The organism is Clostridium sp. AF23-6LB (assembly GCF_003461085.1).
Taxonomy (GTDB): Bacteria; Bacillota; Clostridia; order Lachnospirales; family Lachnospiraceae; genus Coprococcus; species Coprococcus ammoniilyticus.
Map to the genome: position 1 here is coordinate 189,944 of NZ_QTWK01000001.1, position 16,961 is coordinate 206,904.

13 protein-coding genes are annotated in these 16,961 nt (G+C 41.7%); all 13 read right to left on the reverse strand.

Annotated features, from left to right (window positions below; genetic code table 11):
* Window positions 1-24: 24 nt before the first annotated feature.
* Window positions 25-1,293: a cell division protein FtsZ gene (gene ftsZ / locus DWY07_RS00805; protein WP_021944487.1), complete on the reverse strand. Its 1,269-nt coding sequence runs from the start codon at window positions 1,291-1,293 to the stop codon at window positions 25-27.
* A 202-nt stretch (window positions 1,294-1,495) separates the two neighbouring features.
* The gene (locus DWY07_RS00810; protein WP_117807344.1) at window positions 1,496-2,260 is read right to left on the reverse strand and encodes a cell division protein FtsQ/DivIB; all 765 of its coding nucleotides are present in this window, start codon (window positions 2,258-2,260) and stop codon (window positions 1,496-1,498) included.
* A 22-nt stretch (window positions 2,261-2,282) separates the two neighbouring features.
* A complete protein-coding gene (gene ftsW / locus DWY07_RS00815) occupies window positions 2,283-3,437 on the reverse strand; it encodes a putative lipid II flippase FtsW (protein ID WP_226800980.1) in 1,155 nt (384 codons plus the stop codon).
* Window positions 3,434-4,789 (reverse strand): UDP-N-acetylmuramoyl-L-alanine--D-glutamate ligase, encoded by a 1,356-nt coding sequence (gene murD / locus DWY07_RS00820; protein WP_242997281.1) that lies wholly within the window; start codon window positions 4,787-4,789, stop codon window positions 3,434-3,436. The genes ftsW and murD overlap by 4 nt, the downstream gene beginning before the upstream one ends.
* Window positions 4,790-4,805: 16 nt before the next feature.
* Window positions 4,806-5,765 carry a phospho-N-acetylmuramoyl-pentapeptide-transferase gene (mraY, locus tag DWY07_RS00825; protein WP_021944491.1) on the reverse strand — a complete coding sequence of 320 codons (960 nt, stop codon included), beginning with the start codon at window positions 5,763-5,765 and terminating at the stop codon, window positions 4,806-4,808.
* Between the two features lie 71 nt (window positions 5,766-5,836).
* Entirely contained in the window at window positions 5,837-7,567 is a 1,731-nt protein-coding gene (locus DWY07_RS00830; protein ID WP_117821941.1) for a penicillin-binding transpeptidase domain-containing protein, read from the reverse strand.
* A gap of 89 nt (window positions 7,568-7,656) precedes the next feature.
* Window positions 7,657-9,813, reverse strand: a complete 2,157-nt coding sequence (locus DWY07_RS00835) for a penicillin-binding protein 2 (RefSeq protein WP_226800979.1) — start codon at window positions 9,811-9,813, stop codon at window positions 7,657-7,659.
* A gap of 108 nt (window positions 9,814-9,921) precedes the next feature.
* The gene (locus tag DWY07_RS00840) at window positions 9,922-10,488 is read right to left on the reverse strand and encodes a cell division protein FtsL (protein ID WP_021944494.1); all 567 of its coding nucleotides are present in this window, start codon (window positions 10,486-10,488) and stop codon (window positions 9,922-9,924) included.
* Between the two features lie 15 nt (window positions 10,489-10,503).
* On the reverse strand, window positions 10,504-11,448 hold the full coding sequence (gene rsmH / locus DWY07_RS00845; RefSeq protein WP_117821942.1) for a 16S rRNA (cytosine(1402)-N(4))-methyltransferase RsmH: 945 nt from the start codon (window positions 11,446-11,448) through the stop codon (window positions 10,504-10,506).
* Between the two features lie 17 nt (window positions 11,449-11,465).
* On the reverse strand, window positions 11,466-11,912 hold the full coding sequence (mraZ, locus tag DWY07_RS00850) for a division/cell wall cluster transcriptional repressor MraZ (RefSeq protein WP_021944496.1): 447 nt from the start codon (window positions 11,910-11,912) through the stop codon (window positions 11,466-11,468).
* Between the two features lie 602 nt (window positions 11,913-12,514).
* Window positions 12,515-12,817, reverse strand: a complete 303-nt coding sequence (locus DWY07_RS00855) for a transcriptional repressor (protein WP_008402965.1) — start codon at window positions 12,815-12,817, stop codon at window positions 12,515-12,517.
* Window positions 12,818-12,954: 137 nt separating this feature from the next.
* Entirely contained in the window at window positions 12,955-15,666 is a 2,712-nt protein-coding gene (locus DWY07_RS00860; protein WP_117821943.1) for a HAMP domain-containing sensor histidine kinase, read from the reverse strand.
* 38 nt (window positions 15,667-15,704) lie between these two features.
* Window positions 15,705-16,394 carry a response regulator transcription factor gene (locus DWY07_RS00865; protein WP_117785483.1) on the reverse strand — a complete coding sequence of 230 codons (690 nt, stop codon included), beginning with the start codon at window positions 16,392-16,394 and terminating at the stop codon, window positions 15,705-15,707.
* Window positions 16,395-16,961 lie beyond the last annotated feature (567 nt).

A 16,961-nucleotide genomic window follows, 5' to 3' on the forward strand; every position in this document is an offset into this window, starting at 1 on the left:
CATATCTGTCCGCATCTCTGCTATTTATCTTTTCTTTAAAAATTCCGGTATTCTGATACTGTCATTTGACTGTACAGTTGGTCTTGCCGGTTTTGGAGACGGAGCTACATGCGGCTCAACCGGAGCAGCTGTTCTTGTTGTATTTGGAACTACCGGCTTTGCTGTCTGTGATGCTGCTCCTGCATCTGACAGGAAAGTAGGACGGATGGAAGATGATCCACCAAGTGCCTGTCCACCATAAGTAGGTGTTGTCTTTCTTGCTTCTCCAAATGATGTTGTATTAACTGTATCAAGCTTTGGAGCTGCAGTTCCTGCGAATCTGCTGACAGGTGTAGTTGTCTCTGCTTTCTCAAGGCCTGTAGCAATGATCGTAATGCTGATCTCCTCACCCATGTTATCATTGTCAACTGTACCGAAGATGATATTTACACCATCACCGGCCTGTTCAGTCAGGTAAGTAACTGCATCGTATGCTTCCACGATACCAATATTTCCTGAGAAGTTTACAATAATATCGGTTGCACCGGATACTGTTGTCTCCAGTAATGGTGAATCCATAGCTTCCTTGATCGCATCAACAGCCTTGTTCTCACCGCTTGCGGAACCGATACCGATATGTGCAATACCCTTGTCTCTCATAACAGTCTGGATGTCTGCAAAGTCGAGGTTGATAAGACCCGGTTTATTGATCAGGTCTGTTACACCCTGAACGCCCTGCTGAAGAACCTGGTCTGCTTTCTTTAAAGCATCCGGAATACTGGTTCTCTTATCACAGATCTGTAATAACTTATCATTTGGAATAACGATCAGTGTATCAACATTCTCTTTTAATCTTGCAATTCCTTCCATCGCATTCTTCATACGAGGCTTTCCTTCAAAACCAAATGGCTTTGTTACAACACCAACTGTCAGGATACCAAGATTTCTTGCCATCTCCGCAACAACAGGTGCTGCGCCGGTTCCGGTACCACCACCCATACCACATGTTACGAATACCATGTTGGCATCTTTGATAATATCTGCTATCTCTTCTCTATTCTCTTCAACTGCACTGGCACCGATCTCAGGCTTTGCACCTGCACCAAGTCCCTTTGTCAGCTTCTCACCAATCTGAATCTTTGTTGTAGCTCTGCTTAATGAAAGTGCCTGTTTATCCGTGTTGATCGCTATCAGCTCCACACCTTCTACATTTTCATCAATCATTCTGTTTACTGCATTGTTACCAGCGCCACCTACTCCTATTACCAGTATTCTAGCTGGTGTTCTCTCATCGTTAGACTTTATTTCGAGCAAGGTTGTTTCCTCCTTCTATATATTTCTTTATAATTCCTGTACAGCTCCCTCCCCCGGTTGTCTTCATTCTGTAAGCAAATCACAGGCTGCAGATCTAGCACCCGCAACCCAAAGTACAGGGAGTGTACATCTATATAATCGCATTAATATCTTAATAATACGATTTTTTCATAAATAACGCAACAACTTTTTGTTTTAAATTTTACTTATTTTCCTTAAATATTGCGTTTCCACTGCTTGCCGAATAATCCGACAGATCCAGGGTTCCACTTTTCCCTTCCAGTTTAGAAAGAATGCTTTCCAGATTCATAAGCTTGTCCTCCAGCCCGGATCCGCTTCCAAGCTCTATTTTGATCTTGTCCTTATACAAGATGATCTCATTGTCATTATTAAACCGGATCTCATCGATCAACAGCTTGTTCTTATCGATCAACTGTGTCATCGTCAAGATCTCCTGAAACATATCCTCGTTCGTTACAGGGAGCTTTTCACCCACAACGATACGGTCAAATTTCAATCCCTGAATACACGGAACATCCTCCAGCTTTTCGGAAGACGTTTCAAGCACGCGGCCATCATTATCAAAATAAATATACTGATCCATATAGCTCACACAACCAGCCATGGACTTCTCATATACTGTGATCGTTATGGTATGTCTTCCAATCACTTCAATCTGAAATTTATCAATAAAGGTTACATCCTCTACCGGATGCATTCTGTTGTCCAGATAGAAAAACAGGGTATTATCCGCTTTTTTCCCTTTTGTTACAATATCTATGATCTCATCCTCTGTATAATGCACATTGCCGGACACCTGTATCTTGGTCAGACTGTAGCATTTCAGGATATAGACATAGGCACTAAGGCATATAAGCAGCAGCGCACCAAGAATGATCAACAGAATCTTACCTGCCTTTCTTCCCTTTTTCTTTTCAGTTTCGCTCTCTGTTCTCCTGTTCTGCATCTTTTATATCTTCCTATCCATTTTATCTTCCCGGCTTCATCTGTCTGGCAACAGCAAGCACCAGTCCCATCTCAAGAAGCATGAAACATATCGAGCTTCCACCATAACTGATAAATGGAAGCGGTACACCGGTCGGGGGTATCGTATTTGTTACAACACTGATATTGATCAATACCTGAACAGCAACATGTGCCATAACACCGGTTGCGATCAGACCTCCAAACCGTTCACCGGAATTGATTGCGATCAGTGCGCATCTGTATATCAGGACCACAAACATTGCGATTACAAGTGCCGCACCAAATAAACCAAGCTCTTCACAGATAACGGAAAAAATCATGTCATTATGGGACTCTGGTATAAATCCCATCTTCTGGATACTGTTCCCAATGCCTCTTCCAAAAAAGCCTCCGGATCCGATCGCATAAAGGGACTGCATCGTCTGGTATCCATCATCGTATTTTTCCGGTGCAAGCCAGATACGGATACGATCTGCACGATAGCCTGCTGTTGCAATAAATATCACGCACATCAGGATTCCGATCAGCCCCATCAGCACAAACGGCCATTTTTTCGGGCTGGCGACAAATACAATGATCACCACAATGCCAAAGCATATGATCGCGGTACTTAAGTTCTCGATCGCGATCAGTATGATCGTTACAAACGGAAGCAGAAGCATCTTCGCCAGACCCTTCAGTGTATTCAGGCTTCTGGGTTTTCTGGTACAGATATCTGCGGTATATACGATCAGCGCAAGCTTTGCAAATTCCGACGGCTGGAATCCAAATGCACCAATATAGATCCATCTGGTCGATCCATGGCTCGCACTTCCTATAATGTAGACCAGCACTAAAAGTGCCATTGCCACATACAGAAAATATTTGGAATATCTTGCATATCTGCGATAATCGATCTTCGATACCAGAAACATTCCAAACAGTGCAACAAGTTCAAAAACAAGCTGTCGTTTTGCAAAATATGTACTGTCACCATACAGTTCATCTGCCCGGTAGGAACTGGTGCTGTAAACCATGACCAGTCCAAACAGAACAAGCCCCAGTACAATGCCAAGCAGCGGATAGTCAAAGTAACGTCCGCTGTACCATAACGGCTTTCTTCTGCTATCTATCTCATTTGTATCTGTGTTCCTGTTTCTGTCATTCAAATATTTCACTCCTTAAAATCGCGGACATATTCTTTGAACATTCTTCCTCTTTGCTCGTAATTATCAAACATTCCCCAGCTTGCACATGCTGGAGAAAGAAGAACTGCTTCTCCATCCTTTGCATTCTCATGACAATATTTTACCGCTCCTAACAGATCGTCTTCAAATACAATATTATGGAATCCGTGTTTCTTGGCAGTCTCTGCGATCTTCTTCGCCGTCTGACCGATCAGAACCAAACATCTGACTTTTCCGTCAAATGCATCGATCCATTCATCATAGGTAGAGCCTTTATCATAGCCTCCACCGATCAGATAAGTCGGTTTTACCATTGCCTGAATTCCCTTGATGGCTGCATCCGGATTGGTTCCCTTGGAATCATTGTAATAATCCACACCAGCCACTGTCTTTACATACTCTATTCTATGCTCTACGGCTTTAAAACTGACTGCAACATCACGAATGACATTGACCGGCACTCCCATATAATAAGAGATACCAACTGCAGCGAGCACATTTTCAACATTGTGGGAACCGAGCAGGATCAGATCCTTTAATGCAAGGACATCGATCTTTTCTCCATTTGCCTCGATCACAATGTGACCATCCTCTACATATACACCGTCTGCAGGCTTCTCCAGTCTGCTGAAATATACAACTCTTGGGCGGATTCCCTCTGCCATTGCTCTTGTATGATCATCATCATAGTTTAATACAACCACATCATCTTCTGTCTGATTCTTTGTGATCGACTTCTTGACATTTCCGTAATTTTCAAATGTATAATGACGGTTCAGATGATCCGGTGTCAGATTTAAGATTGCACTGACATTCGGATGAAAATCCACGATCGTCTCTAACTGGAAGCTGCTGATCTCTGCTACTGTTGCACTGTCATCATCGGTTGTATCACAAAGCTCGGTATATGGAATACCGATATTTCCAACTACGATCGTCTTCGGATTCCACGCCTTTACGATCTCGCCAACAAGTGCCGTCGTCGTTGTCTTACCATTTGTTCCTGTGATCGCAGCGATCTTTCCTTTACCAAAATAATATGCAAGCTCAATCTCACTCCATACCGGAATGCCTGCTTTCTTTATATCCTCTACAAATGCAGAATCAACCGGAATACCCGGGCTTATAACCATAATATCTGTCTGCTTTAATACTTCATCCGTTAATTTTCCAAGCAGGATCGTAACAAGTTCTGACTGGGAGAGTTTCTCCATCAGATCATTTTTATCTCTTTTTTCATTTTCATCAAACAGCGTAACCTTTACGCCATGAGCGATCAGCAGCTTTGCTGCACTGATGCCGCTCTTACCTGTACCAGCCACTAAAGCATTTTTAAAATTCATCTTCATATCCTCCGTATTAAACAGCCAGTAAACCTACAACACAAAGTACGGCTGTTACTATCGCAAATATTGATACAACCTTTGTCTCAGGCCATCCGGAAAGCTCAAAATGATGATGGATCGGTGCCATTTTGAACACTCGTTTTCCAGTCAGTTTGAATGAAACTACCTGGATGATAACCGATAATACTTCTATAAAATAAATGAATGCCACGATCAGAATAAATAATGGCATCTTCAGCATGTATGCAATCGATGCTACAAATCCGCCAAGTGCAAGAGAACCGGTGTCACCCATAAACACTCTTGCAGGGTATACATTATATACAAGGAATCCTAACAAGCTTCCCATTGCTGCACAGGAGATAGGCGCAAGACCGGATCCGGTTCCGATCGCAACAACTGTAAAGAATGTAGCGATCAATGCTGTTACGGAAGAAGCAAGGCCATCCAGACCATCTGTGAAGTTTGCACCATTTACTGTTCCAAGTACAACAAAGAATAACAAAACGATATAAACCCATTTATCAAGAACAACTGTCTTACCGACAAATGGAATAATGATCTCGTTGTTGATCTCGGTATATTTCTCAATATAATATGCAAAAACTGCTGTTACAACGAACTGTCCGAGCATCTTCTGCCATGCACGAAGTCCCAGGGAACGCTTCATAACGACTTTGATATAATCATCCAGAAATCCGATCAGACCAAAACCAAGTGTTACAAACAATACCGGAAGGATATCCGGATAATCCTTCATATAAAATAACGAGGTAATCACCAGACTCAACAGAATGATCAGTCCGCCCATTGTCGGTGTTCCTGATTTCTTCAGATGTGTTTCCGGTCCATCATCTCGTACAAACTGTCCAAATTTCAGTTTCTTTAAAAATGGGATCACGATCGGGCTTAACACCACGCTGATTCCAAACGCTATAAGTATCGGTAAAATAATTGAAAAATCCAAGTTCATTTCTTTGTACTCCTTACCCGTCATTTCATTTTGAAATGGCTATATTTTTCCTCACGTATGAGGTAATTTTCTTATTCCTCTTTTGGTATTCCCAGATATGGAAGGATATTGGAAAATACCTCCTGTATGACAGGGGCTGCTATCGTTCCTCCATAATATACTCCTGTCGGTTCATCGATCATAACAAATGCCATGACCTGCGGATCATTTGCCGGTGCAAATCCTAGGAAAGATGATATGTATTTTCCGGTTCCTCTCGGATACTTCTCACTGGTTGCTGTCTTGCCGCCAATCCGGTATCCCTCGATCTGCGCCTTGCTGCCTCCGCCTTCTGCCACAACAGACTCCAACAGATCACGCATTGTCGCCGATGTTTCACTACCGACCGCCCCTTGGGTGACCGGATATTGAAGCTCCGTCATAACCTGACTCTCCGCATCCACCACCTTCATACCGATATGTGGTGTGATCTTATTCCCACCATTTATAACGGTTGCTGCAGCAGTCACAAACTGGATCGGTGATATCTGAAAGGACTGTCCAAATGACATCGTTGCCAGTTCTACCGGTCCGATATCGGAAAGCTTATGCATAATGGAATTTGCCTCACCCGGAAGATCGATCCCGGTTTTCTGAAACAATCCAAGCTTCTGATAGGTCTGATACAGATTCGTGGCTCCTGTCCGTTCTCCGATCGTCATAAATGCCGGATTGCAGGAATTCATCAGTGCATGCCGGAAGTCCTCCGAACCATGTCCTGTCGTCTTATGGCACCGGATCCTGCGATCCTCCACGATCTTATATCCCGGACAGTAAAAGGTATCCGATAAGGATACGGTTCCAGCCTCAAGGGCTGCTGTCGCTGTCACGATCTTAAAGGTCGATCCCGGTTCGTACGTATCACTGACTGTAAAATTACGCCACATATTGTTTAACGCATCCATCTTCTCACCGTCAGTCATACTCTCGTATCCAGCCAGATCCGTGTTCAACTGAAATGGCTGGTTCAGATCATATTCCGGCACATCAACCATGGCATAGATCTCTCCATTCTGCGGATTCATAATGATCATTGCCACACGTTTTGCCTGCTTCTCTTCCATAACGGAAAGAGCCGCCTGTGTTGCATATTTTTGTATTGTCAAGTCCAGTGAAAGTACCAGGTCATCTCCCGGTACAGGACTTACTCTCGTTTCTTTTACATTTGGCAGTTCGATTCCCTTTGCATCCGTTACTGTATGAATGCTTCCGTCCTCTCCTGCCAGAATTTCATTATACCAGACCTCAAGGCCAACGATTCCCTGATTGTCTGCTCCTGTAAAGCCAAGAACCTTGGATGCAAGGCTTCCATAAGGATAATACCTTTTATAGTCCTCGTCAACCTTAATTCCGGCAACATTTAATTCCCGGATCTGATCTCCGGTTTCCTTCGCAACGTTTGTTGCGATCAATTCACGGGAGGATACCTTGGTTACTTTTTTGCGTATCTCCGCTTCTCCCTTATCCAGATATTCATTCAGCACCTGTATAACTGCTTCTTCATCCTCAATCTGGCTGTGGATGACCGATACGGAACAGACTGCTTTATTATCAGCCAGGATATTTCCATTTCTGTCGTATATCCTTCCTCTTGGTGCTTTGATGCTTCGTTCTCTTTCATGAAGCCCGGTTGCTGCACGATTATAATAATCCGCTTTTGCAACCATCAGATAAGCAAGTCTTCCCATCAGAAAAACCGCAGTCATTACGATCGCTATACATGTAAAATATATCTTTCTCCGATTATAACTATAAAGCTTCATTCTGCCCGCCGGATTTATTTATCCTTATATCTTATTACTTTTTCCGGACAAATATGCCTTTTCTGTCAGTCTGCCAGATATTCCCTTGTTTATTCATCCTGAACTTTGGCTTCTGTTGTTTCTTCGGAGGTTGTTTCTTCTGAAGTGCCATTTTCAGATACTGCTTCTGTTGTTCCCTCAGAGGTTACATTCTCTGAACCGGTATCTTCCGCTGTTGTATCTCCCTCTGCAGTGCTTCCTTCTTCTGTTGTTCCCTCGCCTGTTGAATCTTCTACATTGCCTTCAAATGGAGAGCTGATTGGCTCATCTTTTCCATTATACGTTACATCTTCATCACTGCTCTGATATACATTCATATATGGGAGCAGATCTTCCATGATCGCATGGAATAACAGTGCTCCGGCACCGGATGTAGACTGACTTTCTACATTTGGTTCGTCAACTGCAACATACAGCATGATCTGTGGATTCTCTACCGGTGAGAAACCGATAAAGGATAATACATAATTGCCCTGATTTCTAGGAATCTTTTCTGCTGTACCTGTCTTACCGCCGATCGTATATCCATCAACGGCTGCTCTGGAACCGGTACCTTCTGTAACAACACCTGCCATATACTGCTTCATCAGATCTGAAGTTGTCTTTGAAATCGTCTTGCGGACAAGTTCCGGTTCATTATTCTCTATAATACTTCCATTTTCATCTAAAATCTGTCTGACGGTGTGAGGCGTATAATAATTTCCTCCATTGATCAGTGAACAGAACGCTGCTGCCATCTGGATCATTGTTACATTAATACCCTGCCCAAAGGATGAAGTCGCAAGCTCGACCGGATTCAGTCCTTCTTCATCATACACCAGACCGCTTCCCTCCCCGGAAAGATCAATTCCGGTCTGATTACCAAAATTAAATATATCCTGATATTTGGAAAATGTTTCTCTTCCTTCTGATTTTGCGATCTGCATCAAAGCGACATTACAGGACTGCTCTAGCGCCTGCTTTAATGTAATCGTGCCATCACCACTTCGGTTATGACAATAGATCGGAGATGTTCCCTCTGCAACGATCTCATAGCCTTTACAGAAGAATGTATCGCCGTCTTTCACAATTCCGTCCTCAAGGGCACCTGCAATCGTAAAAGGCTTAAATGTAGAACCCGGCTCCAAGATATCACTGATGCAATAATTTCTCCATACAGCATCTAATGCTTCATACGTCTGATCACTTGTCAGGTCATCAATTGCTTTCTGGAATTCATCATCTGTCATAGATGAAAAATCATATGTGATCTTTTCCGGGTCTTTCTGTTCCTCGGTTGTTGCTTCTGTCGTATCTTCAGAAGAACCTTCCTCGCTGCTGTCTTCTTCTGTTGATGGTTCTTCCGTACTTTCTGTAACGGTAACCTCCATATTACGAAGTGCATCCGTATTCATCGGTTCGTTCGGATCATATCCATAAGAGGTACTCATGCCAAGAACCTCTGCCGTATCCGGATCCATTGCGATAACACCGATCTTCTTTGCACCGGTCGTCTGCATATATTCTTTTATATTATCTTCAATGATCTTCTGGATATTCAGATCGATCGTAGACACTACAGTATAACCATTCTGTGCAGGTACTGTAACGGATTCTACGGTATTATCATTTGTCAGATATCCATATGTCTTTCCATTTACACCATTCAGGTAACTGTTATAATAACCTTCGATTCCACCCTGTCCGACATTTCCGCTTACGGTATATCCAAGCAGGTGACAGGCAAGACTGCCATTTGGATATTTTCTTTTGTATTCCTCCTCAAACCGCACACCAACGACATCTGCACCATCTCTTGTATTGCAATATTCCTGAAATGCTTTTACATCTGCATATTCAAGCCCTTTCATGGCTACCTTATAAAAGGAATCTGTGTTCTGCATACATTCATCGAACTTTGCATCTTCCATTCCAAAATATTTGATCAGCGCTGCCTTTGTTGCCTCTTTTCCCTTATCCGTACGCAGGATATTTTTGGGCTCCAAAATCAGATTGTACACTTTCTCACTGGTGGCAAGAATATTTCCATTTCGATCCACAATGTCTCCCCGTTCAAACGGAATATCCAGACTGTCGTAGGTCTTCTGATCCAGTACCTCTTCCTGATACTCCTGTCCTTTTGCAAGGCTGATATAGATCACACGTCCGATAAGCACAACAAAAAAGAGTAATGCGATACCAAATATTATAACCAGTCTCTGTTTCATTCTCCTAAGAAAATTCTTTGCTTTTGTCGACATATTTTTCCACCTTTGATTTTATTTTTATATTCTGTATCTTAACAGGTTCGGGTATAACGCAAAATTTCCTGAGACTTATTTGGTCTCAGGAACATTTTTGTACTGTATAACATAATCGTCACTGTTCTGTGGATAGTACACAGTCTGTCCCGGCTTCGAATATACCATACCAAGCTCAGTTGTTGCAATCTTATATATTTCATCCAGATCTGTCATGCTGTCAAGTCCTGAACTGTATTCTGCATTTACATTTAACTGTTCATTCAACTGGCTCTGCAGTGTACTAACTTCATTTTTTCCTTCTTTTACATCTGCCATTAATTTCAGCATTACAAAGCACAAGCCTACTGCACATATTACAGCAAATGATAAGAATAATCCATGTCTTAATTCATCGACCCATCTTCTGTCTCTCTGTCTGACAGCCGGCGCCTGTTTGGTTCTTACCTGTTTCTTTCTCTGTGGCATCTGCTTTCTTGCAGGTGTTGCTGTCTGTTTCTCCTGTCTTCTTCTGGCAGGGCGTTCTGCCGGCATCTCTGTTCTTCTTGCCGGTTCATATTCTCTTCTGACCGGTTCTGCTGAATAATCCAGCTTCCGGACTGTACTTCCATCTATGTAGTAGTGATTCCGTCTTTCTGACATTTTAAAACACCCCTTTTATATATTCATACCTTTTTCAAATACCCGGAGTTTTGCGCTCTTGGATCTTGAATTTGCTTCCATTTCTTCTTCTGTTGGAAGAATTGGTTTCCTTGTTATCACTTTTCCTTTTGATTTTCTTCCGCATGTGCACACCGGAAAATTCGGTGGGCAGATACACGGATTTTCATTTTTACGAAATGCATTTTTTACGATTCTGTCTTCTAATGAATGGAATGTGATGATACATAATCTTCCGCCTGGTTTCAAACAGTCAATCATTCCATCAATGGAATTCGTTAGTACTTCAAGCTCATGATTTAATTCAATACGAATTGCCTGAAATGTCTGCTTGGATGGATGTCCCTGTGCATTTCGTACTTTTGCAGGAATTGATCCACGGATGATATCGTTTAATTCTTCTGTTGTTTCAATCTCTTTTTTCTCACGATACTTCACAATATGGTATGCAATACTTTTTGCAAATCGTTCTTCGCCATATTCTTTGAGTATATGAAAGAGTTCCTGCTCGGTATATCCATTTACGATATCCTTTGCAGTCTTTGTCTGGCGGTCGTCCATCCGCATATCAAGGGGCGCATCAACCCGATATGTGAATCCTCTATCCACATTGTCGAGTTGATATGAAGATACGCCAAGATCCAGCAATATCCCGTCCACTTGAAGTATATTTAGCTCGTCTAGTATGCTTTTAAAATTCTGATAGTTATCTCTTACGACTGTAATGCGGTCACCGTACTCCGCCAGTCGTTCTTTTGCTGTTATAATCGCCTCACCATCCTGATCAATACCGATCAGATGTCCATCCGATCCAAGTCTTTTCGCTATTTCTCTCGAATGTCCGGCTCCCCCAAGGGTTCCATCCATATAAACACCATTCGGTTTGATATTCAGATTTTCAATGGTTTCATCCAGTAAAACCGATGTATGTTTAAATTCCATAACTACCACTTCTGTCCTTATATTCTGAAATCCAGTTCGTCCAGCTTGTCTGCAATCTCATCCATGTTCAGGGATTCTTCATTATTGATCTCATCCCATGCTTCCTTATTCCAGATTTCTGCTTTTTCTCCGTTTCCTATGATGACAACATCTTTTTCGATATTGGCAAATGTACGAAGTGTCTGTGGAATGATCACTCGACCCTGTGCATCCGTTTCGCACTTTACTGCTCCTGAGTTGAAGAAACGCTTGAACTGTCTTGCACTCTTATTCGTCATCGGAAGCTGGTTCAGCTTGTCCGCAAACTGCTGCCATTCATCATTTGGATAAACGTACAGACAATTGTCCAGACCTTTTGTGATCATGAAGGTGCAGCCGAGTTCCTCTCTAAGCTTGGATGGCATGATAAGTCGCCCTTTGGTATCTAATCTGTGTTCATATTCACCTGTTAAACACTTGGACACTTATTCCACCTTCTTTCGACTCATTTCCTCCACTTTGTGGCACTAATCCACCACTTCACTCCACTTATAGGGTAATTCTATACTACTTAACTAAAAAAAGCAACCACAAATATGAAATTTTCACATTTGCGATTGCCTTAATTTTTATATCGTTGTGTCTGTCCTGGTTTGCCTCTGCTCTGTCTGATACTATTGCTATATGCATCGACATTTGCATAGTTTCGTAGTGAGACTTGCACTAGCTGTCAGCATAAAGCCCATGTCTGAGCCCGATAGGGCGAGTTAGGGCGACTGCTGACAAATCAGTAAGTCCTACTAAACTCAGACTGCACCTTTGGTTTGTCTTCGCTAAGGAGACTTACATGGCACGCACTAAACTCAGGCATCGTCGTTGACTCGCCTTCGATAAGTGCTCCGCACAAGCGTGCGAGTCGAACAGAAACGAAGCAAGTCGTGCATATAGCAGTGGTATCAGACAGAGCAGAGGCAAAACGGAATACAATACAGAAAAAGGACATCCACACCATTGTGGATGTCCCATTTGTATGTTTGTATGTGTTTTTACACCTGAGTGTACGTTCCAGTGGAGGATGATCCCATTTTTAGAAACACGCAACTTTGTACATATTCTTTCTGCTGATCACACCTATGTCTTCCAGAGTGTTCACCATCCTGTATACCGTTGCGATTCCTATACTGTCATCTCTCTTGACAGCCTTGTAATATATTTCCTTACAAGAAGAACAGTCTTCATCCAGAATAATATCTAACAGAATGCATCTCTGTTTTGTAATGCGAAAGCCCTGTTTTCTAAGCTTCTCGATCACTGCATCCTTCCGGTTTGGTTCTCCCTGATATCTTACATAACCAAACACATTGTCATTGCGGATTTCCTGAACAATCATTTTATTCCTCCATTTTTATATCAATAAATATAACTACTACGTTCTTATGTTGGTTAGTATATTCTAACATTCGTTAGTTGTCAATAATTATTTATATATTTTGTGAACAAATAACTGTTTTTTTCGAATCCCGGTGACTACTGTTCAATATCTATGGCTTCTGCGGCTTCTGTCTGATCCACATCCTGATCTTCCTGTGGTTCTTTACAGTATGCAAATGTAATCACAGCCTTAAACAGATCTCCATCGATCACGATGTTAAAATCCGCATGTTGAAGCTGACACAAGCTTCTTGTAATGGATAAGCCGAGTCCGCTTCCCTCTGTATTTCTGGAACTGTCACCTCTTACAAAGCGTTCCATCAGTTCATCACTTGAAATATTCAGCGGCGCTTCTGATATGTTCTTGAACTCTATACATACCTTCGCAGGTTCTTTGATGCTCTTTGTAAGATCACGGATCACGTTTCCATCTTCATCGGTTATATAAGTATTTACATATAACCGAGTCCCCGGCATCGTATATTTGAATGCATTATTTAACAGATTATCAAATACTCTCCAGAGGTGTCTGCCATCTGCTTCGATCCCTGCACGATCCTTTGCGAGATTCGTTACCAGCGTGATATTCTTCTGCATCAATTTGTCAATATATTCACCGGATGCCTGTTCTGCGATCATATTCGCATCCATGTTTACAAGCTCTACCTTTACATTTCCGGTCGATGCCTTAGAAGCATCCACAAGATCCACGATCAGTTTTTTTAACCTTGCTGACTGCCTTGCTATTACTTCTATATAAGAAGCCTCAGGTTCTTTTTCGATATCCTCCTTCTGAAGCAGATCGACATAGTTAATAATAGAAGTAAGCGGTGTCTTGATATTATGCGATACATTCGTGATAAGCTCCGTCTTCATCCGTTCACTTTTCATCCGGTCATCTACCGCAAGCTGGACACCTTCATTGATATGATTCAGATTCTCGCCATGTTCTTTGAACTTTCCAAACATGAATCTTGTATTTACCTTGTGACCGTACTCGCCCTTTGCAAGCTTGTCTCCACCCATGAAAAGCTCCTGCATCATACAGACAAATCCCATATAGGCAATTGCACAGATGATCTTCAGCAGCATTAATACAATAAATCCTGCTTCATCTATATATACAGCATTAGTAACAAGCAATGCCACTATAATTTCAACGATCGTAATTACGATATACAAAAGGAACGCTTTTATTATAAATGGAACCTTGCTGAATACATACCGGAAAAATGCGGTTATCTTTCCCGATTTTCCAAATAGTTTGCGACCCAGTCTGACAATCCATGATGTATTAAGCAGATTCGACTGTTTGACTCTTGCGATCAGATTGTTGATCAGTAAAAGTCCGACCGTACAGATACAACCCAAACCGATCAGACATACAATAGTCTCAATATCATGTCCTGTAATACTGCTATCAATAAAATAATGAAGCCGGTCTGTACCGCTGTAACTATAATAAGCATATGATAAGGAATAACTGATATTCTGTGCAAAAGCAATCAACAGACTTATCAAAACGACTATTCCAGTCAATATAATTTCAACCGGAACCTTTTCTGTTTTTCTTACAACACCGTCTTTACCGGATAATACCATACTTGTGATCATGAATATGATGCACAAAACAAAATCAAGTCCAAAGAAGAGCAGGATTCTGTTCTTTCCCGAAGCAGCCTTGCTGATCGCCTGTAGGCTCTTATTCATACGTGAAGAAACGTCAGATGTGCCGTCGATATATAAATTACCGGAAGCATATATCGTAATATCGTCTCCTGCGTAATTGCCAACGATTACGGTATATCCATCTTTTATGATCGGATAATACATATCATTCTCCGCATCATACTCATACTGCTTTGTCTTTCCGTTTGCTGTGATCGTTATCTGATCACCGTTATAGGAAATCGTTACTCCCTCCGGCGTGCTGTATGAACCGGAGCTCTCTATTTCCTCCTCCATTGTTGTGGAATCTTCTGATGTTGCAGACTCTTCCGATATTCCTGAATTCTTGGTTTCGGCTTCCGTCTCTGCTTCCGCATCTGTGGTATATTCCTCCAGATCACTCAGATCAATTCCATAATCATCAGACACCTCTGACCTGGAAAGAGCTGCTTCATCCGGCATACGCAGGTTAACATAATCATAATTGTTTCCTTCTTTTTCCACACCGATACTCTGTGCTTCCTTATAGGTATCATAGCTCAGGATCTTTCCGGTAGGAATACCGATCGTTGTACTGACAACTGCTTTCTCTCCTAAAACTCCATATACTAATGCTTTTTCCGGCAAATTATCTGTCTGTGCCAACATAACGGAATTAGATTCACCCGTTTTTGAAGAATCCCAATCATCACCAACACCCACATACAGATCTGTTTTCGCATATCCATATGTTTTCTCCAAATCCTCTTCATAGGTACGATCATATTTATTAAATGCATTTTCCTTTTCCGATAACAGCATCAGAAAATCACTTGCATCGACAACATTATCATGATTCATATCCTTTTTCTGCAAAGCATCGGGATCGTATTCATAGTCTCCCCATTCATCATCACTGTAACTGATATCCAGAGTATTTCTAATATACTCGGCACCACGATTCATACAGTTAGTCAACATCTCGCTCTGATAATCCGCTTCCAGCTCTGCCCGCAGCTCCGATTCCGATCTGCCCTGAAAGATTCCGGCTTCATACATATCAAGCAGTACATAACCCAATATAAATCCAACGCTGCAGGTGATAAAAAATAACGTATAGATCAGTAATTTAAAGGGATTGTTATTTTTTAACTTATTCATGTTTCACATTCTCCATTCCTGTCAGACTGTATAGAGGTTTACTGATATTCCATCTTATAACCTCTGCCCCAGATCACCTTGATATATCTTGGTTCTCCGGGATTGATCTCTATCTTTTCACGCAAATGACGGATATGGACAGCTACCGAACCTTCGGCTCCAAGCGGTGTTTCTTTCCAGACTTCCTTGTAAATATCTCTCGGTGAAAATACCTGTCCCGGATGTTCCATCAGAAGTCTTAAAATATCATATTCTGTCGGTGTCAGACTGACCAGTTCGCCATCGACCGTAACCTGTTTGGAATTATCATTCAACTCAATTCCCCCGATCACGATCGCATCTTTCTTGATCTGTCCGCTTCCAAGCTGCATATATCTTCGAAGCTGCGATTTCACTCTGGCGATCACCTCTACCGGATTAAACGGCTTGGTAATGTAATCATCTGCTCCAACCTCCAGTCCAAGGATCTTATCTGTATCTTCACTCTTTGCGGTCAGAAGGATAACCGGCAGATTCGTCTCCTCGCGGATCTTTAACATCGCTGTGATCCCATCCATCTCCGGCATCATGATATCCATTAACACCAAATGGATGTCATGCTCTTTGATCTGCTCTAACGCTTCTTTTCCGTTGTAAGCTTCATAAATATTGTAGCCGGATGTTTTCAGGTAAATCTTTAAAGCTGATACGATATCTTTCTCATCATCGCAAATTAATATATTATACATTTTTCTCTCCTCGTCTGAAAATATGATCGTTGTCTGTATCTTATGGGGTACGTGTGCGCACCACGCATTCCTTTTTAGGATACAGCAAACCGCTGATATTTTCCATATCTTTCTTTGACGGTATCATTGTAAGGCTTTCTACCATTAAGATACAATTTGGGATATTCTTAAGATTTATTAAGATGTGTCTATAAATAACCGAACGATAGAAGTATGGAATGATATATCTTCATTTCGAAAATCTATCAAGCAAATTTTTGAATCAAAATGAAAGATACATTACATATTATTCCGTAAGACGCTTCCGCTCGTATCTTCGTGCAGCGGTACATAAAGTTGCAAAAGACGCAACTTAAGTACCGGTCTCAGATAATGCTTACTACATAATAGTAATGATATCTTTCATTTTTCCTTAAAGCATTAACACACAGATAGATTTTCCGCATGAAATATATCATTTCAGACTTCTATCTGTATATTGGTATGGCAATATAATTATTACACATTTGTTTTTACAAATCTAAAGTACAGTTTACAAGGGACTACACAGGGTAACGGTCTGACGGG

Bases quoted from the DNA above. Each gene is read 5' to 3' on its own strand.
- DWY07_RS00860 (WP_117821943.1), bottom strand. From the start codon at position 15,666: ATGAATAAGTTAAAAAATAACAATCCCTTTAAATTACTGATCTATACG.
- DWY07_RS00855 (WP_008402965.1), bottom strand. From the start codon at position 12,817: ATGATTGTTCAGGAAATCCGCAATGACAATGTGTTTGGTTATGTAAGA.
- murD (WP_242997281.1), bottom strand. From the start codon at position 4,789: ATGAATTTTAAAAATGCTTTAGTGGCTGGTACAGGTAAGAGCGGCATC.
- DWY07_RS00865 (WP_117785483.1), bottom strand. From the start codon at position 16,394: ATGTATAATATATTAATTTGCGATGATGAGAAAGATATCGTATCAGCT.
- DWY07_RS00830 (WP_117821941.1), bottom strand. From the start codon at position 7,567: ATGAAGCTTTATAGTTATAATCGGAGAAAGATATATTTTACATGTATA.
- rsmH (WP_117821942.1), bottom strand. From the start codon at position 11,448: ATGGAATTTAAACATACATCGGTTTTACTGGATGAAACCATTGAAAAT.
- DWY07_RS00840 (WP_021944494.1), bottom strand. From the start codon at position 10,488: ATGTCAGAAAGACGGAATCACTACTACATAGATGGAAGTACAGTCCGG.
- DWY07_RS00835 (WP_226800979.1), bottom strand. From the start codon at position 9,813: ATGAAACAGAGACTGGTTATAATATTTGGTATCGCATTACTCTTTTTT.
- DWY07_RS00810 (WP_117807344.1), bottom strand. From the start codon at position 2,260: ATGCAGAACAGGAGAACAGAGAGCGAAACTGAAAAGAAAAAGGGAAGA.
- mraY (WP_021944491.1), bottom strand. From the start codon at position 5,765: ATGAACTTGGATTTTTCAATTATTTTACCGATACTTATAGCGTTTGGA.